A 23045-nucleotide genomic window follows, 5' to 3' on the forward strand; every position below is an offset into this window, starting at 1 on the left:
GGCACGGTACGGTGACGCGCTGTTGTAGAGCTGTTACAGAGTTGTCGAACTCCGTCCGGCCGCCCCGGGACCGGCGGCCGGACGCCGGTCCGCTACACCCAGGTGTCGAACCACATCCGGTGGTGCCAGGCCGACTTGGGGATCGGCATACCCGTGTAGAGCGGGTAGAAGTAGATGAAATTCCACACGATCAGGAGCACCAGGACACCGGCGCCGACCGCGCCGATCGTGCGGCGGCGCTCCGTCGAGCCCGGCGGGCCGATGATCGCGCCGATCAGCATCGCCAGCGCCAGGCACAGGAACGGGACGAACACCACCGCGTAGAAGAGGAAGATGGTCCGCTCCTGGTAGAGGAACCACGGCAGATAGCCGGCCGCGACCCCGCAGGCGATCGCCCCGGCCCGCCAGTCCCGCTGGAACAGCCAGCGGTAGAGGACGTAGAGCAGCGCGAAGCAGGCCGCCCACCACAGCAGCGGGGTGCCCAGCGCCAGCACCTCGCGGGCGCAGCCCTCGGCCGCCGTGCAGCCGTCCTGGCCGGCCTTGGGGTCCTCGTAGAAGTACGAGACCGGGCGGCCCAGGACCAGCCAGCTCCACGGGTTGGACTGATAGGTGTGCGGGGTGGTCAGTCCGGTGTGGAAGGAGTAGACCTCGGTCTGGTAGTGCCACAGGCTGCGCAGCCAGTCCGGCAGCCAGGTCCAGTGGCCCGTCCGGCCGTCCGGCGTGGTCGCCCAGTCGCGGTAGTAGCCGCCCTTGGTGGCGATCCAGCCCGACCACGACGCGAGGTAGGCGGCGAGCGCGACGACGACGGTGGACCCGAAGGCGGGCAGGACGTCGCGGCGCAGCGCCGAGCGGAACGGGCGCCGGGCGCCCGCCGTACGGCGCGCCCCGACATCCCACAGCACCGCCATCAGCGCGAAGGCCGCGAGGTAGTAGAGGCCGTTCCACTTCGTCGCCGCGGACAGGCCCAGGCACAGCCCGGCCGCGATCCGCCAGGGGCGCGGGCCCAGCCGCAGCCGGTCGCCGACCTCCCCGTCCGGGTGCGCCACACCGGCGGAGTCGAGCGGCAGCGCCGCCGCCAGCCGGGCCCGGGTGCGGTCCCGGTCCACCAGCAGGCAGCCGAACGCCGCCACCACCCAGAACATCACCAGCAGATCCAGCAGCGCGGTCCGGCTCATCACGAAGTGCAGACCGTCCACCGCCAGCAGGGTGCCCGCCAGACAGCCCAGCGCCGTCGACCGCAGCAGCCGGCGGCCGATACGGCACACCAGCAGCACCGACAGGGTGCCGAGCAGCGCCACCGTGAACCGCCAGCCGAAGGGGTCCATCCCGAACGCCCACTCGCCGAGCGCGATCAGCCACTTGCCCATCGGCGGATGGACGACGTACGAGTGCTCCGGCGAGAGCAGCAGCTGCGGCGGATGCCCGACCAGCGCGTCATTGGCGTTCTTGGCCCAGGTGCCCTCGTAGCCGTACTTCAGCAGCGACCAGGCGTCCTTGGGGTAGTACGTCTCGTCGAATATCACCTTCCGCGGACTGCCCAGGTTCCAGAACCGCAGCACCCCCGCGAACAGCGCCACCAGCAGCGGACCGGTCCAGCCCGACCAGCGCGCCAGCCGGGCCGCCGCGTCCGGGCCCGCGCCGAACACCGCCCACAGGCGGCCGCCCGGCTCGGGGAACGCGGGCACCAGCCGCGCGCGGACATCGCCCTGCGGCCGGACGGGGTACCCGAAGCGGCGCAGCCGCCGCTGCCACACGGGGGGCCGCTCGGACAGCTCCGGGGCGTGCTGCGCGGCGGCGTCGGTCGCGGTGGTGTCACTCGTCACCGGCCCATCGTAGGGAAGCACGCTGTGGACCGGCGGGGAGCGCCACCGTGCGATACCGGCGGATCGGGGCGCGGCGGCGGGCTGGGAGGATGGGACGGTGACTGGAACGCTGGTACTTGCAGGGACGCCCATCGGGGACATCGCGGACGCGCCGCCGCGGCTCGCCGCCGAGCTGGCCGCGGCCGATGTGATCGCCGCCGAGGACACCCGGCGGCTGCGCCGGCTGACCCAGGCGCTCCAGGTCCAGCCCACCGGGCGGGTCGTGTCGTACTTCGAGGGCAACGAGGCGGCCAGGACGCCCGAGCTGGCCGACGCGCTGGCCGGCGGGGCCCGGGTGCTGCTGGTCACCGACGCGGGGATGCCCTCCGTCTCCGACCCCGGCTACCGGCTGGTCGCCGCGGCGGTCGAGCGGGACATCAAGGTCACCGCCGTGCCGGGCCCCAGCGCGGTGCTCACCGCGCTGGCCCTCTCCGGCCTGCCGGTGGACCGCTTCTGCTTCGAGGGCTTCCCGCCGCGCAAGGCCGGCGAGCGGCTCTCCCGGCTGCGCGAGGTCGCCGACGAGCGGCGCACCCTCGTCTACTTCGAGGCGCCGCACCGCCTGGACGACACCCTCGCCGCGATGGCCGAGGTCTTCGGCGCCGACCGGCGCGCCGCGGTGTGCCGCGAGCTGACCAAGACGTACGAGGAGGTCAAGCGGGGGCCGCTGGGCGAGCTGGTGCCCTGGGCCGCCGAAGGGGTGCGCGGCGAGATCACCGTCGTCGTCGAGGGCGCCCCGCAGAGCGGGCCGCAGGACCTGGACGCCGACGAGCTGGTGCGCCGGGTGCGGGTCCGCGAGGAGGCCGGGGAGCGCCGCAAGGAGGCCATCGCCGCGGTCGCCGCGGACGCCGGGCTGCCCAAGCGGGAGGTCTTCGACGCGGTGGTCGCCGCGAAGAACGCCGAGAAGGACCCGGCGAAGAAGGCCGCGAAGGGCCCCGCCGGGAATTGATGCGCGACGCCGGGCGAAAAGCGACCCTTCAGAAGGTAAATGGCTGACCGGAAAGGTAAAGCGCAGGTCGGCGCGTTGAGGTGATTTTCCTACCGTCGGCCAAATCTGGGCCAATAGCGTCGGCGATGGGCTGCATTCTGCGCGCCGGAGGCGTCCACTGGACGAGGGACGAACGGTTCCCGAAGACCTTGTCCAGCGGACAAGAGGAGCGCGCACATGAGCGAGATCGCGAAGACCACCGGCGGTTCGACCACCAGCGAGGACCACCCCATCGCCCGTCCCGACGCCGCCGCGCACGAGGCCTACGCCTTCGCCTGCATGCGGTGCGGGCACGGCTGGGAGCAGGCGTACGAGATAGTCCACCAGGTCGACGGCAAGGGCGGGACCCATGTCGTCTACTACGCGGACGGCGAGCGGGTCCCGTCCCCGTTGACCTGCCCCACCTGCCTGAACTGCGGCAGCAACGTCGTACGCATCATGCGCTCCGGCCAGGTCTCGATGGTCTCCGACGCGATCGCGAGCATGCACCAGCGCCAGCACGGCAGCGAGCGGAAGAAGGAACCGGCCACCGGGGCCGGCCCGGATCGCACGGGCGACGGCGCCGGGGACTCCGGACGCCACCACTGGCACCTCTCCGACCTGCTGCACCCCTTCCAGCACCACCGCAGGTGAGGTCCGCGCCACGGCCCTCGTAGGATCGCGGCCATGGCACCGCAGGACAAGAACACCCCGCCGCCGCTGCCCGAACCGCTTCGGGTGGCGGTCGCGGATTCCCACACCCATCTCGACATGCAGGAGGGCACCGTCGAGGAGGCGCTCGCCAAGGCCGCCTCCGTCGGGGTGACCACCGTGGTGCAGGTGGGCTGCGACCTGGCCGGCTCCCGCTGGGCCGCCGAGACCGCGGCCGCGCACGACGCCGTGCACGCCACGGTCGCCCTGCACCCCAACGAGGCGCCGCGCATCGTGCTGGGCGACCCCGACGGCTGGTCGCGGCAGGGGGCCAGGGAGCCCGGCGGCGACGCCGCGCTGGACGCCGCCCTCGCCGAGATCGACCGGCTCGCCGGCCTGCCGCAGGTCCGCGGCGTCGGCGAGACCGGCCTCGACTACTTCCGCACCGGCCCCGAGGGCATGGCCGCCCAGGAGCGCTCCTTCCGCGCCCACATCGAGATCGCCAAGCGGCACGGCAAGGCCCTGGTCATCCACGACCGCGAGGCGCACGACGACGTGCTGCGGATCCTGCGCGAGGAGGGCGCCCCCGAACGGGTCGTCTTCCACTGCTTCTCCGGTGACGCCGCGATGGCCGAGGTCTGCGCCGCGGCCGGCTACTTCCTGTCCTTCGCCGGCAACGTCACCTTCAAGAACGCCCAGCCGCTGCGCGACGCCCTCGCCGTCGCCCCGCCCGAGCTGGTCCTCGTCGAGACCGACGCCCCGTTCCTCACCCCCGCCCCGTACCGCGGACGGGCCAACGCCCCGTACCTCGTTCCGGTCACGCTCCGGGCGATGGCCGAAGTCATGAAGATGACCGAGGACGACCTGGCCACCGCCGTCGCCGCCAACACGGCGCGTGCCTTCGGGTACTGAACGGAACACCACCGCTCTCCGCCCGCCCCGCACCGCGCTCCGCCCGGCCCCCGGCCGCCCTCCGGCGCCGCCGGGGGCCCGCGCCGTCCCCCGATCTGACCACTTTCCGTATCGGACCGAGTTGGGAGAGTCACCGCCGCTCCGCTACATTCCGGCCGTCAACCGCACCCCGTGGCCCGTGGAGCGCGCCGTGAGTCCATCGCAGAGCAGCCACCGCGCCGCGCGCGGCCGTCGCAGACGCCGCGCCGAACGCCCCGACGCGCTGCGCCGGCTGCTGCCCCGGGCCCTGGTCGTCGTCTTCCTCGCCGGCGGCACCACCGCCTTCGTCGCGCACGACAAGGCGGTCCGGCTCACCGTCGACGGCACCCCGCGCACCCTGCACACCTTCGCCGGGGACGTCGGTGAACTGCTGGCCGACGAGCACCTCGCCGTCGGCGCCCACGACCTCGTCGCGCCCGCCCCCGGCACCGGCCTCAGCAGCGGCGACGAGGTCGTCGTCCGGCACGGCCGCCCGGTCGTCCTGACCATCGACGGACAGCGCCGCCGGGTGTGGACCACCGCGGACACCGTCGACGGCGCCCTCCACCAGCTCGGCGTCCGGGCCGAGGGCGCCGTCCTGTCGGCCTCCCGCTCCCGGCGCATCGAGCAGCACGGCATGGAGCTGGCGGTACGCACCGAACGCTCGGTGGTCATCGTCGCCGACGGCCGGGAACACCGGGTGCGCACCAACGCATCCACCGTCCGCGAGGCGCTGGCCGAGGCCGGACTCGCGCTGCGCGACCAGGACACCACCTCGGTGCCGCCGGACAGCTTCCCGCGCGAGGGCCAGACGATCTCCGTGATGAGGATCACCGGCTCCAAGGAGGTCCGCGAGGAGCCCCTGCCCTTCCGTACGATCCTGCGCGCCGACCCGCATCTGGCCCGCGGCGTCCAGTCGGTCGTCCAGCAGGGACGGCCCGGGGTGCGCCGGGTCACCTACCGGGTGCGCACCGTCAACGGCGTCCGGCAGAAGCCGAAGCGGCTGCGCAGCAAGGTCGTGCACGCGCCCCGTCCGCAGATCGTGCACCTCGGCACCATGGTGCTGCCGACGTCCGTGCGCGGCGCCGACCACCTCGCCTGGCATGCGCTGGCGCAGTGCGAGACGGGCGGGCGGCCGCACGCCGTCGACGCGTCGGGCACCTACGGCGGGCTCTACCAGTTCGACGCCGGCACCTGGCGGGCCCTCGGCGGCCACGGCCGGCCGCAGGACGCCTCCCCCCGGGAACAGACCTACCGGGCCAAGAAGCTCTACATCCGAAGGGGGGCGAGCCCGTGGCCGGTCTGCGGCCGTAAGCTTCACGGGTGAACGAGCGCAGCGAGGCTTTGGCATGACCAAGAGCACCACCGACGATTCCGGCCCCCTCCTGGGCGCCGCCGACATCCGCGAGCTGGCCGCCGCGCTGGGCGTCCGTCCCACCAAGCAGCGCGGCCAGAACTTCGTGATCGACGCCAACACCGTCCGCCGGATCGTGCGGACCGCCGAGGTCGGGCCCGGCGATGTCGTCGTCGAGGTCGGCCCGGGCCTCGGCTCGCTGACCCTGGGGCTGCTGGAGGCCGCCGACCGGGTCACCGCCGTCGAGATCGACGAGGTGCTGGCGGCCGCGCTGCCCTCCACGGTCGCGGCCCGGATGCCCGAGCGCGCCGACCGCTTCGCGCTGGTGCACAGCGACGCCATGCACGTCGCCGAGCTGCCCGGCCCCGCGCCGACCGCACTCGTCGCCAACCTGCCCTACAACGTCGCCGTGCCGGTGCTGCTCCACATGCTCGCGACCTTCCCCACCATCGACCGCACCCTGGTGATGGTGCAGTCCGAGGTCGCCGACCGGCTGGCCGCCCGCCCCGGCAACAAGGTCTACGGCGTGCCGTCGGTGAAGGCCAACTGGTACGCCGAGGTCAAGCGGGCCGGCGCCATCGGCCGCAACGTCTTCTGGCCCGCCCCCAACGTCGACTCCGGCCTGGTCTCCCTCGTCCGCCGCGACAAGTCGATCGAGACCTCGGCGAGCCGTGACGAGGTCTTCGCCGTCGTCGACGCGGCCTTCGCCCAGCGCCGCAAGACGCTGCGGGCCGCGCTGTCCGGCTGGGCCGGATCGGCGGCCGCCGCGGAGACCGCGCTGGTCGCCGCGGGCGTCTCGCCGCAGGCCCGCGGCGAGGCGCTGACCGTCGAGGAGTTCGCGCGGATCGCCGAGCACAAGCAGCCGGGCGGGACACCCGGCATCCGCCAGGCAGGGGGAGCCACCGCATGACCGCGCAGACCGGGGGAGCAGCCGCATGACCGACACGACTCACACGACCGGCACGACCGCCGCCTCGGTCACCGTCCGGGTACCGGCCAAGGTCAACGTCCAGCTGGCCGTCGGCGCCGCCCGCGCGGACGGCTTCCACGACCTGGCGAACGTCTTCCTCGCCGTCGGCCTCCACGACGAGGTCACCGCCACCCCCGCCGACACCCTGCGGATCACCGCCGAGGGCCACGACGTCGACCAGATCCCGCTGGACCGGACGAACCTGGCGGCCCGCGCCGCCGAACTCCTCGCCGCCCGGCACGGCATCGAGCCGCACGTCCACCTCCACATCACCAAGGACATCCCCGTAGCGGGCGGCATGGCCGGCGGCAGCGCCGACGCGGCCGGTGCCCTCCTGGCCTGCGACGCCCTCTGGTCGACGGGTGCCTCGCGCGAGGAACTGCTGGACATCTGCGCCGAGTTGGGCAGCGACGTCCCGTTCAGTCTGGTCGGCGGCGCGGCCCTGGGCCGCGGCCGCGGCGAACTGCTGACCCCGCTCCCCGTCGGCGGCACCTTCCACTGGGTCTTCGCCGTCGCCGACGGCGGCCTGTCCACCCCGGCCGTCTACGGCGAGTTCGACCGGCTGACGGCGGGGACGGACGTGCCGGAGCCGGCGGCGGCCCCCGAACTGCTGGCCGCCCTGGAGTCAGGGGACGCCACCGCGCTCGCCGCGACCCTGGCCAACGACCTCCAGCCGGCCGCGCTGTCCCTGCGCCCGTCGCTCACCGCGACCCTGGAAGCGGGCACCGCCGCCGGCGCCCTGGCCGCCCTGGTCTCCGGCTCCGGCCCGACCACGGCCTTCCTGGTCAAGGACGCGGAGGCGGCGGGCGAGGTGGCGTCGGCCCTGATGGCGTCGGGCACCTGCCGCCAGGTACGGGTGGCGGATTCGCCGGCGGTGGGGGCGCGGGTTCTGTAGCGCCGGGAGCCTGCGTCAGGCGGCCCTGCGGTGGTGGTGCCAGCCGGCTGCGGCAGCTGCCAGGCGGAGGGTCCACGGGTCGGGGTCGGCGGTGGCGATCTCGTCCCAGAGGTTGCGGTTGGCGGCGGCGAAGGCGGTGATGCCCTCCGCCGGTGCGGTGTGCCAAGCCGGCATCTCCGCGGCCTGGTGTTCCGCCGAGGCGGGGGTGTGCCCGGCGGCGATGAGCCAGATGACCCAGTAGCCGGCGTCGAGCCAGGCGGCGCCTCGCGTGGCCCAGGCCCAGTCGACGAGCCGCGCCCGATCACCGTGCCGGGCATGCTCGTCGACGAGCACGTTGGCGTGGTTCAGGTCGGTGTGCAGGAGGTGGCCTCCGGCGAAGAAGCGGAGGTCGTCGGGGCGGGCGGCGTAGTGCTCCAGGCGTTGCTCGGCGTGCCGCAGCTCAACGTCAGGGCAAGGGGTCTCGGCGAGGCGGCGCAGGAGGGCGGCGACTTCGGGGAGGTCGGGGGAGCCGGGCGCGTAGTCGGCGTGGTGGCCGTCCAGGGCCTCGAACCCGAGAAGATCCCATCCGGCGGCCTCGACGCGCCAGCGGAGCGCGGGAGCGACCCCGGTGAGAAAGGGGGCGGTGGCTGCCTCGCGGCGCTGGGTCCAGGCGCGGGGATGGTCGGTGCGCAGGCCCTTGATGTGCCACGCCCCGGCGGCGGAGGTGACACGCGCGGCGATCTCGCTGTTGAAGCCCTCGGTGGCCTCCACGACCGTGAACACAGGGCCGGTGTGGTGCTCGACGGCGGCGCGGGCGGCAGGGGGCAGCCGGTCGAGGCCGATGCGGGTGGTCGCCATGGCCTCACTCTTCCACGGTGGAGCGGCGCAACGAATGCAGTGGCGCGGGGGCCTCGGACGGAGAACGCCCTGAAGCCCCCGCGGTTCTGTACGGCTGGACGCCTACCGGTACGGGTTGTCCTCGTTGCAGCCCGGGACGGCACCCTCGGTCAGGGTTTCCAGGTCCTTCAGGAGGACGACTCCCTCGGGCTCTTCCCGGACCTGAGGCCGGGGCGTGATCTCCACCATGACAGTGGTCATTGCGCTTCCTCTCTTCCATGCTGGCAGTAGGTGTTCAGTGGTGCCTTCGCCTCCTGGTACGCCTTGGCGAGCGGTCGGCAGACCCGGCAGGTGCCGGAAAGCCGACAGCCGCCGCAGCCACCGGTGCGAAGCATCTGGGCATCGGCGATGCCGGGCAGGCGGAGGAGTCCGTCCAGGCCCTCGGCCATGAGGTCGATGGGGTTCTCGCGGCCGACCTTGCACATGGTCGCCAGGCCGTGCGGGTCGACGTGGAAGAAGGTGTGGCCGGCGGGACAGTTTTTGAAGACACTGCTCTTGTCCAGGAAGCCGGGAGCCTGCGCGGCCAGGGGTTCGGGAGTTCCCGAGTACGTCGGGGAGATCGTCCCGTACTCGGTGCGGCCGGCCCCGTAGCGGTCGGCGAGGGCTCGCATGGCGTCCAGCTCGTGCGCGTTGTGCTTGGTGATGATCAGCGCCAGTTCGAGGGCGATCCCTGCCTCGCTCGCGGCGATGAGTCCCTTCTCGACCAGCTTGAACGCCCCCTTCTTCCGGGTGAGGGAGTCGAAGCTGTCCGGCGTCGCGCCGTAGAGGGAGACTGTCACCTTGTGCGGTGGAAGCTCCCTCAGAGTCTTGATGACCTCGGGCCGGTGAAGCCGGGAGCCATTGGTGAGGATCTCGATCAGCATCCCGGACCGGTGAGCGAGCACATACGCGTTCATGAAGTCGCGGTCGATCAACGGCTCGCCACCGGTGAACTGCAGCCACAGCACCCCGGTATCCCTCAGCAGGCGCAGGAGCCGGGCCTTGCCCTCCCACGGCAGGCCCTCAAACTTCCGCTCCGCGAGGTAGCAGTGCTCGCAGTTGAAGTTGCAGCCCTTGTTGATCTCGTATGTCGCACGGCCGTAACCGAGTCGGGTCTCCGGGCGCACCAGGACTGCCTCCCGCATGGGCACGCCCGCCAGGTCCAGACCCCAGGCAGTTCGGGCGCCGTCGAGGAGCCAGTCGGGCAGGGAGCTGCTGCTCTCGGCGATCGAGGCGAGCTGCCCGTACATCGCCCGGGGGATCTGCATGCCGGCCCGGGCGCCGGGCCGGGCGACGAGGAACGTGCCGTTGTGCGGACTCGCGATCAACCGGTGCACGAGGCCTCCTCCACGGTGTCTTCCCAGGTGTGCTGTTCGGTGTGGTCGGCGAACAGACAGCATCCCTCCCGGTCAGGGCCGGGTCCGGTCACCGGACAGTCCGGCAGCACGACCAGATCCGCGTGGGTACCGCCCCATCGGAACCACAGCGCGGTGCCGTACTCCAGGTCGTCGAGTAGGCCGTAGTGCTCGCTGTCCTCGTGTGCGCACAACTGGCACTGAACAGCACTGTCGACGCATCCCGTGGCCGACCTCCTCCGCGCTTCTCGCGCCAAGCCCAGCGGCAGTCGGCGCCGGTGCGCGCACCTCATCACGAGACCACCCGAGGGGAGGCTCCGACGCGTGGCTTGTGACCGGTACAGCGCCGGCACGTACACGGTGGGAACCGGCCAGGGTTGTCGAATGTCACCGGATGTTCATCCTCCCGTACCTCCTTCACCGGGCCCCACGTCCGGCCGGAGTCATGGGAGACCCTGAGTGTCATGAGGACGCGCTGTTCGGTACCCAGGGCCGGAATCCGCGCATCGTCGTCCGGCTCGCGCGTCAGAATCTCGCCGCTCGTGGTCATGACCGAACTCCTCTGTGGGTCTGTGCTCGTTCGGGGCAACATCCAGAAAAGCCCTATGAGTTGGAGTTCTCCACGGCATCGATGCGGCAGTCTTGACGCAGATCCGTGCACGGACTTCGAACAGGTCGGACTGCGGGAAGGGTCGATCATGGGACTGGCGAGAAGGCGCAGGACCCTGGGCTACAGTCAGGAGAAATTGGCCCAGTTACTCGGCGTGGACCGCACAACGGTCGGACGCTGGGAGAGCGGCAGAATCGCCCCTCAACCGCCCCAGCGACGAGCCTTGGCTACCGCCCTCGACCTCAGCCTTCACGAGCTGGATGCCCTCCTGATGCCGCCAGGAGCAACAAGCAAGGAGAAGCCGGGGCAGCAGCCCAGTGACCCCCCGAACGCGGGAGAGCCTGACGACATGATCCGCCGCGAATTCCTGCGCATACTCACCGTCAGCGGAGCTCTGGCCGCTCTCCCGGCAGAGGAGGCGGAAGCCCTCACCGCAGGAGTTTGCCGGGGAACTCCCGCCGATTTCGCCCGTATGAACAGCCACCTCTGGCAGGTCTATCAACTGGCGCGCTCCAAGGGATCCGTCTACCCCGTCGTCCGCGAGCAGTTGACGACGCTCAACGAAGCTCTGGCGGGGAAGCGCGGCAACGCCCGTCCGCTCCTGAATGCGGCCGCAGATCTCTTTCAGCTGGTCGGCGAGGTGGCATTCGACGCGAACCGGTACGCCGAAGCAGCTGCCTCATATGCGCTCGCGGCATCGATCAGCAAGGACGCCGGAGCGTACGACCTGTGGGCCTGCGCCCTGGTACGGCACGCCTACGTCGACATGTCGGAGCACCGATACCGTCAGGCGGCGCAGATGCTCGGCGTGGCCGAGAGGCTCGCCGGGCGTGGGGACAAGACGCTCTCGACCCGTCATTGGGTCGCCTCGGTCCAAGCGGAGGCGCACGCCGGCCTGGGCGACCTGGAAGCATGTGAGCGCGCGTTGGGGCGCGCCGAGGAAGTCCGGGAACTTACGCCGGACAGCGCCAATGGCGGATGGCTCAGGTTCGACGGGTCCCGGCTCGCAGAGGAGCGTGGTGCACGGTATGCCCGACTCGGGCGTCTGGACCTGGCGGAGGCAACGCTACGGGAGGCCTTGCAACACACGGCCTTGGCGTCCGGACAGTCGTTGCGGCGAAGGGGCGCGGTGCTGACGGACCTGGCGGCCATCGGCGTGAAGCGGCGCGATCCTGAGCAGGCGGCCTCCTATGGAAGAGAAGCGGTCGAACTGGCTCGCGCCTCATCCTCCGGGTACATCGCCCGTAGACTCCGAGACCTGTGCGACGAGTTCGGCCCCCTGAGCCGAGACCACCGTGTGGCCGAGCTGGGGGCGGAGATCGCCACGCTGAGCACGCCGTGACGAGAGGGGTTGGCATGTCGCAGACCGAAGGCGCACGACTGTTCCGGGAAGCCTGGATCGCGGGAGTGCACCAGCACTTCCCCGGCGAACCGAAGGCCGGCTACGTGACCCCCTGGGCGGACACCCCGCAGTGGGAGCGCGAGGCCGCCGGGTCGGTCTACGAGCAGGTGCGCCAGTTCGTCGAGGCCAGCGACGGGCGCACGTCCAGGCTGTCCCGGGAGCAGAAGGGCCGTTTCGTCGCGATCTGCTGGACGGCCCAGATGTTCAAGCACTTCGACGACCCCAAGCCGGGATATGTCGCGGACTGGTCCGGTCTTCCGGCCTGGCAGCAGGAGACCGACGCCGACATCTTCGAGACCATCGAGAAGTCGATGAGCTGACCGCACAGCAGCGGTCCCAGGGGGCGGTTGGCTGCAGGCTCAGCACCTGGTGATCCGGCGGGGTGACCACCGCCGGACCACGAATCACGAATAAAGAGCGCTACGCCGAACCCTCTGCCCCGGCTCTGTCCCCGCTCCTCGCGGCGTCGGCCAGTACCCGGGCCACCGCCTGCCCGGCCCGTACCGCGTGCTCCGCGGTCGACGGGACGCAACGGTCCGCCGCCGGGTCGTACGCGGTCATGATCACGCCTGCGTGGTCGCTGTCCAGCTCCTGGAGCGTCACGGCCCGGCCCGCCGACCGCAGCGTCTCGGCGAGGTCGCGGGAGTACCGGGCGTCCAGGATGGTGTCGCGGACCCCGTGCAGCAGGTGGACCGGCACGCCCGGCTCCCGCCCCGCGGCGAGATCGTCGAGCGGTGCGGTCCCGGTGGTCCGCGCTGTCAGGTCGTAGCGTCCCGCCACCCCCACCACCGCGGTCGGCTGCCACCCGCCCACGCTCTCGGGCCACAGCGCGACCCCCAGCGCGGCTCCGGCCCCCGCCGACCACCCGGCCAGCACCAACGACTCCCCGTCGCCGCCCAGCCCGCCCGCTTCCTCGCGGGCGAAGGCAAGCGACTCCAGCAGGTGCGCCCGGCCCCCGTCGGCGGCGTCCGAGCGCCAGTCCGGGACGAGGACCAGCAGCCCGTGCGCCGCCGCGGTGCGCGCCAGCGGTTCGAGCACGTCCCGCTCGTCGGGGCCGATGCCGTGCCACAGCAGCACGACAGGCACCGGCCCGCGGGAACCCGCCGGCCGGTGCACATCCAGCCGCTTCCCGCCCGGGCCGTAGACCAGCCCGCGTACCGTCTCCACTGCCGTGCCCGCGGTGTCCGCCATGCCCATGTCCGGTGCCATGACGGCACGTTACAACGAGGGCCGGTTGCCTCGGGCGCCCGTGATGCCCAGGGCCGCGCAACCCAGGAGATCGCCGGCCCACCGCGCTCCTGCTGCCCCTGCCGATCACCACCGTCACGACAGCGGCCACGCAGGGGCGCCGACCGGTACGGCGCCGACCGCCGGTACGGCGGGCACGACGCCCGAAGACCTGCTGGGTCCATCGCCCACGGTGTCCGACCGCCTACGGCGAGGACGCCCGGTGCCTGGTCGGCGGACATACGGCTCACGCCGGGCCCGGCCGCCGCCCCTGCTATCGGTACGGCTACTGGTCTTCCGTTACTCATCTCCCCGCACTTATCCACCGTTCTTCATCTCCCGGCGGCCCTCCTCCCCACGCCGACTAGGCTGGGTAGGTCGATCGATCTGACGTGCAGGTCGGAAGCGCAGGTCTGAGTGCAGGAGTGAGATGGCCGTCAACCTCGTCAATCTGGAAGCCGTCGGCAAGGTCTACGGAACCCGTGCCCTGCTCGACGGTGTCTCGCTCGGCGTCAACGAGGGGGACCGGATCGGCGTCGTCGGACGCAACGGCGATGGCAAGACCACCCTGATCCGGATCCTCGCCAAGCTGGAGAGCGCCGACGACGGGCGGGTCACCCACAACGGCGGGCTGCGCCTCGGTGTCCTCACCCAGCACGACTCCCTCGACCCGGCCGCCACCATCCGGCACGAGGTCATCGGCGATCTCGCCGACCACGAGTGGGCCGGCAACGCCAAGATCCGTGACGTGCTGACCGGCCTTTTCGGCGATCTGCACCTGCCGGGCTTCACCCAGGGCCTGGACACGGTCATCGGCCCGCTCTCCGGTGGTGAGCGCCGCCGGATCGCGCTCGCCAAGCTGCTGATCGCCGAGCAGGACCTGATCGTCCTCGACGAGCCCACCAACCACCTCGACGTCGAGGGCATCTCCTGGCTGGCCGGGCACCTGCGCGCCCGCCGCTCCGCCCTCGTGGTCGTCACCCACGACCGGTGGTTCCTCGACCAGGTCTGTACCCGGATGTGGGACGTCCAGCGCGGCGACGTCCACGAGTACGAGGGCGGCTACAGCGACTACGTCTTCGCCCGGGCCGAACGGGAGCGGATCGCCGCGACCGAAGAGGCCAAGCGGCAGAACCTGATGCGCAAGGAGCTGGCGTGGCTGCGGCGCGGCGCCCCGGCCCGCACGAGCAAGCCCCGCTTCCGCATCGAGGCCGCCAACGAGCTGATCGCGGACGTCCCGCCGCCGCGCGACAACGCCGAGCTGATGAAGTTCGCCAGCTCCCGCCTCGGCAAGACCGTCTTCGAGCTGGAGGACGTCAGCATCCAGGCCGGGCCGAAGATCCTCCTCAAGCACCTGACCTGGCAGCTGGGCCCCGGCGACCGGATCGGCCTGGTGGGCGTCAACGGCGCCGGCAAGACCTCGCTGCTGCGGGCGCTGGAGCAGGCGGCCCGCACCCAGGGCGAGGCGCAGCCGGCCGCCGGCCGCGTCGTCGTCGGCAAGACCGTCAAGCTGGCCTACCTCTCCCAGGAGGTCGGCGAACTCCCCCCGACGCTGCGGGTGCTGGAGGCCGTCCAGCAGGTGCGCGAGCGCGTCGACCTGGGCAAGGGCCGGGAGATGACCGCCGGCCAGCTCTGCGAGAAGTTCGGCTTCACCAAGGAGAAGCAGTGGACGCCGGTCGGCGACCTCTCCGGCGGTGAGCGCCGCCGCCTGCAGATCCTGCGCCTCCTGATGGACGAGCCCAACGTCCTCTTCCTCGACGAGCCCACCAACGACCTCGACATCGAGACCCTGACCCAGCTCGAGGACCTCCTCGACGGCTGGCCCGGCTCCCTCATCGTCATCAGCCACGACCGCTACTTCATCGAGCGCACCACCGACCGGGTCCACGCCCTGCTCGGCGACGCCACCCTCCGGATGCTGCCGCGCGGCCTGGACGAGTACCTCGACCGCCGCCGCCAGGTCATCGAGGCCGCGACACCGGCACCCACCCAGCAGACCGCGGCGGCCCCCAAGAAGGCGGCCGCGGTCAACCGCGCCGCCCAGAAGGAACTCCAGAAGATCGAGCGCCAGTTGGACAAAATCGGCGCGAAGGAGGCCACCCTCCACACCCAGATCGCCGAGAACGCGACGGACTTCGAGAAGGTCGCCGGCCTGGACGCCCAACTCCGCGAACTGAGCGCGGAGAAGGACGAACTGGAGATGCGGTGGCTGGAGCTGGCGGAGGAGGCGTAGGGAGGCGGACGGGGCGCTTCCTGGGCGAAGCCGATCATCGTGTGGTCACCGCGTCGATGCCCTGCGGTGACCACACGATCATCGGCGGCCCTTCAGGAGGCGCTCTGCACGCGGCGACGAAGAGCTAGCCGCGCGGTTTCCTGACCTCACTGCGAATCTTGGCCGCCTTGTCGGCGAATTCCTGAAGGTCGATGGAGTGCGGATCCTTCGACAGCTCCGAGGCATCGGTTTCGGCGACGCTCCCGCTCGTACTCGAATCGGCCCAGACGCAGAACGGAAGGGTGACCTTCTGCCCCATCTCCGTCCGCACATCCACACCACAGGTCAGCGAACCCCCGCCCCCACTGGGCGTGAACTCCTTGTCCGCCACGGCGACTTCCGTCTTACCGTCGCGCGTCATGCCGCGGATGGTGTGGTCGACGGTCGTCTCGGGATCATCAATGACGCCGTAGAGCCCCAGCATCACCAGCGACTTGGTCCCGGACGAGTACTGCCCGCCCGCCGCCTCGATGCCGTGCTCATTGGCCCCGTCATGCGGCACCGCACTGCCGGCCTGCTGGGATATGTCCTTGGCGAGCTTGTACTCCCCGCCCGCCAACGTATGCGGCACCGTGATCCGGTACTTCGGCCCGCCGGACGCGCCCGACGAACTTGCTCCGCCACTGGACGCCAGGGTCGACACCAACGTCCCGATCACCAGCACACCGGCTACGGCGCCGAGGATGCCCCACACCTTCCCGGCATTGCTCTTCGGCGGTATGGGCGGAGGCATGCCGGGCCCGCCGACGTACCCGAACTGGGGGGCCTGCTGGGGCATTCCGTAGGGGCCCGGCTGCTGCCCGTAAGGCGCCGGTTGTCCGTAGGCCGGCCCCGCGGGGTGGGGCTGCTGCCCGTACGGCGCCGGCCCACCGGGAGCGGCAGCCGGTGGATACCCGGTCGGCGAACCGGACTGCGGCATCTGCGGCGCACCATAATGCGGCACCTGCCCGAAACCACTTGGTGGCTGTTGTGGAGCAGTCATCGACATCTTTCTTCTCCGAGGCGCGACCGAAAGTTCGATCACGCTGATTTCATCCCGATACTTCAGTAGCACATTTATGACGTCCAGCGATTGGAGATCAACCTGATCCTCTGCCGGGAGAAGGACATGGAACCTCTCTGCCCCGGGCCCAAATGATCAGGACGCCACCGAAATTAGGTGGCTGGTACGCCTCTTTAGCCCCGGCATAGCAATTTCTGCAGCATCGAGATCGGGCTCGGTGTGCCGGTGGCCACCATTGAGGGCCCTCCGCCGCGGAGGGCGATTGGCGGCGCCGGGGCCGCGATCACCAGTACGCCGGCAATGGCGATATGCACTCCACTTCTCCCCATAGGCAGGGAAGGGCTGCCCTTGGCTCGATGTTCCCTCCAGCTGCGCCACTTTGGACCCTTGCTGCCTGCGCCACTCGGTCCAATAGGTGAAGCGACAAGTGAATGAACGACTAGAGCAGGAGGTACACTCCGGTGCGGATTTTTTGTAGGACACCCTGCTCTGTCATCAGCGAGCATTCGCGCTCGATGTCCTCTACGTCCATCTCCTCGAACCTCGATGAGGTTTCGAAGTAAAGCTCCAAGTCGTAAAGGGTGAAACAGTCACCTTGACGGCTGCCATCCAGGTGGACTTCCCCTCCGTCGGGGAGTGTAACGGTGTAGCCGATTCCGTGAACGGAGTAATCGAATCCATTCGAACACGTTCCACTACGCGGGAGGCTGTGGCTCAGCACCGCTGAAACAATTTCTGGGGCACTTGAAGCCTCGAAGGTTTCTTCGATCGCCCTCTTGGCCTTCCTGAAATCATTCAGTGCTTCCGTTAGCTGGTCGCCGGTGCTCACGCCCTGATTCTCCTACCTTAGCTTGTGCCGGTTGAGTCGGTTCCCGCGATATTCTGCTGCTGAATTCATGACATCATCCATATCCTTATAGCCGAGAAACCCTTCCTCCTTTAGCTGTTTGGTTACGTCCTGTACAGTTACTTCTTCTACGTTTGCATACCTGGCTGCCGCAAGGCGGTGGTGCCCGTCGACGACATATGTAATACCGTCGTCTCCCTTCACGACGGAGAGTGGGCTTTGATCCCAGTCGAATGAGCCGGCGCGCATCGCATCTCGGTACTTGCGTACGCGTTTAGTCGAGCTGTCGCCGCTGATTTCGTGTGTCGGTTTGAGTGCGTGAGGGTCTGCCGTCTTGCAGGAAAAGAGGCCTAGTGGGTCGGCCCATGCGTGAGGATTTGTTACATATGCTACAGGGTTGGGTGCGGGGTAGAGGCCCAATGGGTCATTCGATAGATATCGAGCCACCGTTGGGTCGTATTGACGATGGAAATTGTAGTGCAGATATGACTCGGGGTCGAAGTATTGTCCAGAGAATCGAAGGGGTGTGTAAGCACTGGAAGTTGCGTCCCAAGTGAGGGTGCCCCAAAGGGAAGATTTGGCGCGCCATGCAACGTTCCCTGATTCATCAAAAAGTTCGGTGGGTACTCCGGCGAGGTCGGTAGCCATCGCAAAAAAACGTTCGTCTATGACCTGTTGTGGGGCGTGGGAAAGCTGCGTAGACGAGGTTTTGCGTTCGGTTTGCGTGAGCGGCGTGAGGCCGTCATTCTCCCAGCTGAGGATGACGCCTTGCGGGGCGCCCGAGGTATGGGTGGATTGTTCGGCGAGGTGAGGTCCCTCCCACGCGAAAACTGTCTGCTCCACGACCGTTGCGGCGTCTGAGGCAAGGCGTTGTTTGGCTATGCGGCGCCCAAATGGGTCGTACAGATATCGCCAGGTGGTGCCGTCAGGGGTGACGACGGACGTGAGATGGTCTTCGGTGTTCCAGCTGTAGCGCCAGGTGTCCGGTTTGCGGGAGACCCGGGTTTTCTGGCGGAGGGTTATGCGTCCGAGGGGATCGTGTTCGTAGCGGATGCGGCCGGCGCCGGTGATGCGGGTGCCGGTGTAGGTGCGTTCGCCCCGGGCCGAGGGGTTGGGGTGGCGGTCGGGCCAGGTGGCGTGGGTTTGGTTGCCGGCTTCGTCGTAGGCGTAGGTCTCGGTCCAGTCGGTGGCGTGGACGGCGGTGACGCGGCCTGCGCGGTCGAGGTCGAAGGTGCGGCGGCCGGTGTGGGAGTCGTCGATCGCGGTGAGGTGGCCGTCGGGGCGGTAGGTGTAGCCGCGGTGGAGGACCCGTTGGGCTTCGGCGGCCGCAGGGTTCTCCGGCCCGGTCGCCCCGGTGGGGGACTGGAGCGCGCCCGTGGCTGCAGTGGTGAGGGACTGGGTGGTGAGGCGGCCGGTGGGGTCCCAGGTGTGGGTGAGGGCGAGGTGGTCGCCGATGGTGCGGGTGAGTTCCTGGCCGGCGGCGTCGTGGTCGAAGGTGAGGGTGTGGCCGCCCGTGTTGAGGGCCGTGCGGTTGCCGGCGGCGTCGTAGGTGTAGGTGGTGGTGTGGCCGGTGGGGGTGGTGCGGGAGGTGCGGCGGCCCAGGGCGTCGTAGGTGAACGTCATGGTGCGGCCGTTGACCGATTCGGCGGTGACGCGGCCGAGGGTGTCGCGGGTGTAGGTGACGGTGGCGTCCGGGTTGGCCGCTTGGTGGAGGTTGCCGCCGGCGTCGTGGGTGTAAGTGGTGACCAGGCCCGCGGCGTTCTTCTCGGTGATGCGGCCGAGGGTGTCGCGGGTGTAGGCCGTGACCTCGCCCAGGATGTTGGTGCGGGTGGTGAGTTGGCCCGCGGCATCGTGGACGTACGTGAGGACGCGGTCGTCGAAGTCGGTCTCGGAGATGAGGCGGCCGGCGCCGTCGTAGGCGTAGTTCCAGGTCAAGCCCTGGGGGTTGGTGACCTGGGTGAGGCGGAGTTCGGTGTCGTGCGTGAACTCGTGGCGGACGCCGTCGGGATCGGTGCGGGCCGTGAGCAGGTCGAAGTGGCTGTACTCGAAGCGGGTGGTCTGGCCGACGGCGTCGGTGTGGGTGAGGCGGTTGCCCTCGCCGTCATACGTCCACTGTTCTGTGGCGCCGGAGGCATCGATGCGCGCGGCGAGTTTCCCCTCCACCGTCCACACCATGTGGGTCGTCTCGCCCAGCGGGTCGGTGACGGAGGTGGTGCGGCCGAAGGCGTCGCGGCGGTAGTGGGTCACCGCGCCGAGGGGGTCGGTGACCGAGATCGGCAGGCCCGCCTTGTCGCAGTAGAGGCGGGTGGTGTTGCCCAAGGCGTCGGTGACGGTGGCGATATGGCCGCGCTCGTCGTGGGCGTAGGTGGTGGTGGCGCCCGCGGGGTCCGTGGTGGAGGTCCGGTTGCCGTGGGCGTCGTAGGTGTGGGTCCAGGTGGTGCCGTCCGGACCGGTGGTGCTCAGGGGCAGGCCGAGGTCGTTGTAGCTGGTGGTGGCGGTGGAGCCGTCCGGGAGGACGACGCTCACCGGGCGGCCCTCGTCGTCGTAGTCGATGTGGGTGGTGTGGCCCAGCGGGTCCGTGGTGGACAGGACGCGGTGCTTGGTGTCCCGGACCGTGCGGGTGGTGGCGCCGGTGGGGTCGGTGGTCGCGACGATCTGGTGGTGGTCGTTGACCTGGTAGGTCGTGACCTGGCCGAGGGAGTTGTGGTGGAGGTTGGTGCGCAGGCCGGTGACGGGGTCGGGGGCGCCCCAGGAGAAGTTGCCTCGCAGGTGGCCTTCGATGCCGCCCTGTGAGATGCAGCGGTCATCGTCGTCGTAGACGTAGGTGTAGCTGCTGTTGTTGGTGTCCGTCCAGGACGTGATGCGGCCGTGGTCGTCGTAGCTGAAGCGCAGCGGCAGGCCGGAGGAGTTGGTGGTGCTGGTGAGGTTGCCCAGCTCGTCGTAGCCGTAGGTGACCAGGAGTTGGTCGCCGCCGTCGGGGGCCGCGCCCGCCAGGTGCAGAGCCGTGATGCGGCCTTCGTCCGTGGTGAGCAGAAGGCGGTGGCCGGCACTGTGGGTGATGGCGGTCGGCGTGCCGTCTTCGGTGTAGTCGAAGGTGTGGTGGTTGCCGCGGCGGTCGGATATCTCGTCGAGGACGGCGAGGTTCTCGGTGTAGGTGGTGAAGTAGCGGCGGAGGCCGGTGACCGGGTCGGTGAGGAGGTAGTCGCCGTCGGGGGTGAGTTCGAGCGGGGCGCCGTCACCCTCGGCGGGCAGGGTGGGGACGCCGACGGCCGGGTGGGGGTAGAGGAGGAAGTTTCCCTCCTCGCCGATGAGGATGACGCCTTCCGCGTCGATCTCCAGGCGCTGGTCGACGGTGGACATCCAGCTCGGGCCGAACCAGCGGCCCTGGCGGTAGGACGACTCGAAGGTGCGGGTGAAGGTGAGGGGGAGGCTGCCGGGGAGGGCGATGTCGGTCTGCGGCAGGATCATGCGGCCGGTGGCCATGTCGATCGGGTCGCTGCCGAAGGTCTTGCACCAGGCGGTGCGCAGCCGGTCCCGGACGGTGCGCTTGCCGCCCTCCTTGGCCGCCACCCGCGCCGCGCCCTTGGCGGCGTCCTTCGCTCCCGCCCGCGCCGCGCCCTTCGCCAGCCCGCCCGCACCCTTGCCGCCGACGAGGTTGAGGAGGAAGGCGCCGGCCGCGTCGCCCGGGTCGCTGCCCCAGCCGGAGCCGAGTGCGCCCTTGGCGGTCTCGATGGGGTGGAGCGGGGCCTGGGCCAGTCCCATGAGGGTCATGGAGGCGTTGTCGGCGTACTGCCAGGGGTGGGTGATGTTGTACGTGTCGAGCGGGTTGAGCTTGCGGCCCAGTTTGACGGTTTCGGCGGCCGCCTTGAGGGCGCCGCCGACCATGTGCGCGTCCTGCAGGAGGAGCGCCTGTCCGCCGTCCTTGAGCGCCGCCCCCGCCAGCTCGGTCATGGCGGGCTTCTGCGGGGCGTGGGCAAGGGCCGCCTTGATGCTGTTCCGTGCCCGCTCGGCCGCCTCGTTGCGCTGGCTGCGGGCGCTTTTGAGCATGTCCTCGGCGGCTTCGCGGCCCTCCTTGCCCACGTCGCCGGGCTCGGCCGGAGCCTGCGGCTCGGGGCCCGCGTCGGTGCCCCGCGAGGCGAGGTACGCGTAGGCGGAGTAGCGCTCCCGGTACCCGTCGTACGCGGACTCGTACTCGCTCCGGGCGCGCTCGGCCGCCTGCTGGGCCTTGCGGTACTTGTCGATCGCGTCGGAGGCCTTGCCCTGCGCCCAGGACACCGTCTCCGCGTAGGACTTCAGCGCCTTCGAGGCGTCGTCGCAGGCGTCGGCGGCGTGCATCCACTGCTTGGGGTGCATATCGAACTTCTCACGGAAGGCGTCCGCCGCCTTGCCGCTCCAGTGCCGGCCCGAGCCGAGCTTGCGCATACCGCCGGCGACCCGGTCGAAGGCCGCGGAGAAGTCCTTGAGGTGGGACGCCGTCTCGTGGATCTTCTCCACGTCGCCGTGGACGAGCTCCTTGGGGTCCTCGGTCTCGCCGAGTTGGCGTTCGTCGACGTGGGCGCCCAGGGCGCCGGCCGCTTCGGCGCCGGCGGAGCGTACGGCGTGCCCGGCGTCGTCGAGGCCGACCGTCTCCAGCGCATCACCGGCCAGGTCGGAGCCGTGCTCGACCAGTTCGCCCGCGCCGCGCTCGACCGCACCCGTGAACTTGCTCGCGCCTTCGCCGACCGCGTTGAAGGTGTTGCCCAGCCAGTTCACTTGCTGTTGCCCCCGTGGCTCGTCGACTTCGGATCGTGGAACTCCGTGGTGACGTCAGCGGGGTCGTCGCCACCGTGGGTGAGGCGGTCGGGGATCGAGGTGAAGTCGTCGCCGAGCTGACCGGCCGCATCCGCGACCTGCCGGTGCGACTTCATCGACTCCTCCGACATCGGGTCGAAGTCGGCGTTCTCGACCTGGGTGAAGGGGTTGTCCGCGCCGATCTGACTCCAGGACCGCTTGTGCAGCTGCTCAGCCGTCAGGTTCGGATCGCCCATCGCCGCGTTCACCGTCTGTTTCAGCGCGTCCGAGGTGTACTGCTCCTGCTCGTAGTACATGCCGGCGGTGAGATGCAGCTTTTTGGTGAATGTGTTGGCGTCCTGCATCAAGGTGCGCACGCCCCAGCCCCAGCGGTCGCAGAAGGAATCGAGCACGGCTGCCAGGCCGTCGTCGCCGCATTCCATGCTGTCCAGGGACAAACGGTCAAAACCGCGCCCCAGTTGGGCCTCCACGTCAAAGCCGAGTTCTTTGAGTTCGGCCGTTGCCGCCCTGATGCCCTTGGTGAGCTGCTCAAATGCCTCGGGCTCGAGCGCATACCCGTTTCCGTTGATCAGCCCCATTTAGCCTTCCCCCCTGTGCGGTGCGTCCGATATGCCGCTCGGCGGGATGTCCACCGCGGCGCTGTCCGGAACGATTCCGGCCACCGGCGGGAAGAGGGCCCCCTGTTCGCTGCCGGCGTCCAGCGCCACCCCCGTAGGGCCCTCGCATGCGGGAATCAGCACGTCAAGGACGCGGGCGCCGGAGGTGGTCACATACCGCCACTCCGCTCCGGGCTCGCCGCCGCGGGTAAGGGCGAAGCGCGACAGCGCCTCCTCGTCGGTGAATGCGTACAGCCAGCGGATACCGTCCAACTCGGTGGACATGAGCGAGTCGTTGACCGTCGGTATCAAGACATGCGTGCGGCGGAATTCCCCCACCAAGGCGGCTGGATCCGGTCGCCCCGCGTGCACTGCTGCCACTTCGTCGGCCAATGACATATCGGGCCGGACCCCTCCCCCAATGTTCTGCTCAACTGCCGAACCCACTTTCGCATACGGCA

20 protein-coding genes are annotated in these 23045 nt (G+C 70.1%); 9 read left to right on the top strand and 11 right to left on the bottom strand.

What is annotated here, in order from left to right; all coding sequences use genetic code 11:
• Window positions 1-92: 92 nt before the first annotated feature.
• Complete coding sequence (locus AB0411_RS29480) at window positions 93-1823, bottom strand: dolichyl-phosphate-mannose--protein mannosyltransferase (RefSeq protein ID WP_366420320.1); 1731 nt, start codon at window positions 1821-1823, stop codon at window positions 93-95.
• A gap of 97 nt (window positions 1824-1920) precedes the next feature.
• Here AB0411_RS29480 and rsmI point away from each other — a divergent pair, with 97 nt between their 5' ends.
• From rsmI to AB0411_RS29510, 6 genes are all read left to right on the top strand, one after another.
• On the top strand, window positions 1921-2808 hold the full coding sequence (rsmI, locus tag AB0411_RS29485; RefSeq protein WP_366420321.1) for a 16S rRNA (cytidine(1402)-2'-O)-methyltransferase: 888 nt from the start codon (window positions 1921-1923) through the stop codon (window positions 2806-2808).
• 216 nt (window positions 2809-3024) lie between these two features.
• A complete protein-coding gene (locus AB0411_RS29490; RefSeq protein WP_366420322.1) occupies window positions 3025-3480 on the top strand; it encodes a hypothetical protein in 456 nt (151 codons plus the stop codon).
• A 33-nt stretch (window positions 3481-3513) separates the two neighbouring features.
• Window positions 3514-4389 (top strand): TatD family hydrolase, encoded by an 876-nt coding sequence (locus AB0411_RS29495; RefSeq protein WP_366420323.1) that lies wholly within the window; start codon window positions 3514-3516, stop codon window positions 4387-4389.
• A 190-nt stretch (window positions 4390-4579) separates the two neighbouring features.
• Entirely contained in the window at window positions 4580-5734 is a 1155-nt protein-coding gene (locus AB0411_RS29500; RefSeq protein ID WP_366420324.1) for a ubiquitin-like domain-containing protein, read from the top strand.
• A gap of 22 nt (window positions 5735-5756) precedes the next feature.
• A complete protein-coding gene (gene rsmA / locus AB0411_RS29505) occupies window positions 5757-6671 on the top strand; it encodes a 16S rRNA (adenine(1518)-N(6)/adenine(1519)-N(6))-dimethyltransferase RsmA (RefSeq protein ID WP_366420325.1) in 915 nt (304 codons plus the stop codon).
• 25 nt (window positions 6672-6696) lie between these two features.
• Window positions 6697-7626: a 4-(cytidine 5'-diphospho)-2-C-methyl-D-erythritol kinase gene (locus AB0411_RS29510; RefSeq protein ID WP_366420326.1), complete on the top strand. Its 930-nt coding sequence runs from the start codon at window positions 6697-6699 to the stop codon at window positions 7624-7626.
• 15 nt (window positions 7627-7641) lie between these two features.
• Here the strand turns inward: AB0411_RS29510 and AB0411_RS29515 are convergent, their stop codons facing one another.
• The 4 genes from AB0411_RS29515 to AB0411_RS29530 form a co-directional block, all read right to left on the bottom strand.
• Window positions 7642-8463, bottom strand: coding sequence for an aminoglycoside phosphotransferase (locus tag AB0411_RS29515; RefSeq protein WP_366420327.1), 822 nt, complete (start codon window positions 8461-8463; stop codon window positions 7642-7644).
• A 102-nt stretch (window positions 8464-8565) separates the two neighbouring features.
• Window positions 8566-8703, bottom strand: coding sequence for a hypothetical protein (locus AB0411_RS29520; RefSeq protein ID WP_366420328.1), 138 nt, complete (start codon window positions 8701-8703; stop codon window positions 8566-8568).
• Window positions 8700-9818, bottom strand: coding sequence for a radical SAM protein (locus tag AB0411_RS29525; RefSeq protein ID WP_366420329.1), 1119 nt, complete (start codon window positions 9816-9818; stop codon window positions 8700-8702). The genes AB0411_RS29520 and AB0411_RS29525 overlap by 4 nt, the downstream gene beginning before the upstream one ends.
• Window positions 9806-10030 carry a hypothetical protein gene (locus AB0411_RS29530; protein WP_366420330.1) on the bottom strand — a complete coding sequence of 75 codons (225 nt, stop codon included), beginning with the start codon at window positions 10028-10030 and terminating at the stop codon, window positions 9806-9808. Before AB0411_RS29530 ends, AB0411_RS29525 begins: the two co-directional genes overlap by 13 nt.
• 504 nt (window positions 10031-10534) lie before the next feature.
• Here AB0411_RS29530 and AB0411_RS29535 point away from each other — a divergent pair.
• Both AB0411_RS29535 and AB0411_RS29540 read left to right on the top strand, forming a co-directional pair.
• A complete protein-coding gene (locus AB0411_RS29535; RefSeq protein WP_366420331.1) occupies window positions 10535-11788 on the top strand; it encodes a helix-turn-helix transcriptional regulator in 1254 nt (417 codons plus the stop codon).
• Between the two features lie 14 nt (window positions 11789-11802).
• Entirely contained in the window at window positions 11803-12168 is a 366-nt protein-coding gene (locus AB0411_RS29540; protein ID WP_366420332.1) for a hypothetical protein, read from the top strand.
• 100 nt (window positions 12169-12268) lie between these two features.
• Here the strand turns inward: AB0411_RS29540 and AB0411_RS29545 are convergent, their stop codons facing one another.
• On the bottom strand, window positions 12269-13057 hold the full coding sequence (locus AB0411_RS29545; RefSeq protein WP_366420333.1) for an alpha/beta hydrolase: 789 nt from the start codon (window positions 13055-13057) through the stop codon (window positions 12269-12271).
• Window positions 13058-13505: 448 nt separating this feature from the next.
• Between AB0411_RS29545 and AB0411_RS29550 the strand changes: the two genes are divergently transcribed.
• The gene (locus AB0411_RS29550; protein ID WP_366420334.1) at window positions 13506-15308 is read left to right on the top strand and encodes an ABC-F family ATP-binding cassette domain-containing protein; all 1803 of its coding nucleotides are present in this window, start codon (window positions 13506-13508) and stop codon (window positions 15306-15308) included.
• Between the two features lie 124 nt (window positions 15309-15432).
• On the opposite strand, the gene AB0411_RS29555 is transcribed toward AB0411_RS29550, so the two are convergent.
• The 5 genes from AB0411_RS29555 to AB0411_RS29575 all read right to left on the bottom strand — a co-directional run bounded on the left by AB0411_RS29555 (window position 15433) and on the right by AB0411_RS29575 (window position 22983).
• On the bottom strand, window positions 15433-16080 hold the full coding sequence (locus AB0411_RS29555; RefSeq protein ID WP_366420335.1) for a hypothetical protein: 648 nt from the start codon (window positions 16078-16080) through the stop codon (window positions 15433-15435).
• A 709-nt stretch (window positions 16081-16789) separates the two neighbouring features.
• Complete coding sequence (locus tag AB0411_RS29560; protein WP_366420336.1) at window positions 16790-17179, bottom strand: DUF6896 domain-containing protein; 390 nt, start codon at window positions 17177-17179, stop codon at window positions 16790-16792.
• 12 nt (window positions 17180-17191) lie between these two features.
• Window positions 17192-21949, bottom strand: a complete 4758-nt coding sequence (locus tag AB0411_RS29565; RefSeq protein ID WP_366420337.1) for a putative T7SS-secreted protein — start codon at window positions 21947-21949, stop codon at window positions 17192-17194.
• Entirely contained in the window at window positions 21946-22566 is a 621-nt protein-coding gene (locus AB0411_RS29570; RefSeq protein WP_366420338.1) for a hypothetical protein, read from the bottom strand. Before AB0411_RS29570 ends, AB0411_RS29565 begins: the two co-directional genes overlap by 4 nt.
• On the bottom strand, window positions 22567-22983 hold the full coding sequence (locus AB0411_RS29575; protein WP_366420339.1) for an SseB family protein: 417 nt from the start codon (window positions 22981-22983) through the stop codon (window positions 22567-22569). It abuts the gene before it with no gap.
• Window positions 22984-23045 lie beyond the last annotated feature (62 nt).

Source organism: Streptomyces angustmyceticus (genome assembly GCF_040701845.1).
Lineage (GTDB): Bacteria > Actinomycetota > Actinomycetes > Streptomycetales > Streptomycetaceae > Streptomyces > Streptomyces angustmyceticus_A.

Coding starts and splice junctions, on each gene's coding strand:
- AB0411_RS29520 (WP_366420328.1), bottom strand. CDS start 8,703: ATGACCACTGTCATGGTGGAGATCACGCCCCGGCCTCAGGTCCGGGAA.
- AB0411_RS29515 (WP_366420327.1), bottom strand. CDS start 8,463: ATGGCGACCACCCGCATCGGCCTCGACCGGCTGCCCCCTGCCGCCCGC.
- AB0411_RS29550 (WP_366420334.1), top strand. CDS start 13,506: ATGGCCGTCAACCTCGTCAATCTGGAAGCCGTCGGCAAGGTCTACGGA.
- AB0411_RS29575 (WP_366420339.1), bottom strand. CDS start 22,983: ATGTCATTGGCCGACGAAGTGGCAGCAGTGCACGCGGGGCGACCGGAT.
- AB0411_RS29555 (WP_366420335.1), bottom strand. CDS start 16,080: ATGCCTCCGCCCATACCGCCGAAGAGCAATGCCGGGAAGGTGTGGGGC.
- AB0411_RS29535 (WP_366420331.1), top strand. CDS start 10,535: ATGGGACTGGCGAGAAGGCGCAGGACCCTGGGCTACAGTCAGGAGAAA.
- AB0411_RS29570 (WP_366420338.1), bottom strand. CDS start 22,566: ATGGGGCTGATCAACGGAAACGGGTATGCGCTCGAGCCCGAGGCATTT.
- AB0411_RS29490 (WP_366420322.1), top strand. CDS start 3,025: ATGAGCGAGATCGCGAAGACCACCGGCGGTTCGACCACCAGCGAGGAC.
- AB0411_RS29495 (WP_366420323.1), top strand. CDS start 3,514: ATGGCACCGCAGGACAAGAACACCCCGCCGCCGCTGCCCGAACCGCTT.
- rsmA (WP_366420325.1), top strand. CDS start 5,757: ATGACCAAGAGCACCACCGACGATTCCGGCCCCCTCCTGGGCGCCGCC.
- AB0411_RS29540 (WP_366420332.1), top strand. CDS start 11,803: ATGTCGCAGACCGAAGGCGCACGACTGTTCCGGGAAGCCTGGATCGCG.
- AB0411_RS29510 (WP_366420326.1), top strand. CDS start 6,697: ATGACCGACACGACTCACACGACCGGCACGACCGCCGCCTCGGTCACC.
- AB0411_RS29545 (WP_366420333.1), bottom strand. CDS start 13,057: ATGGCACCGGACATGGGCATGGCGGACACCGCGGGCACGGCAGTGGAG.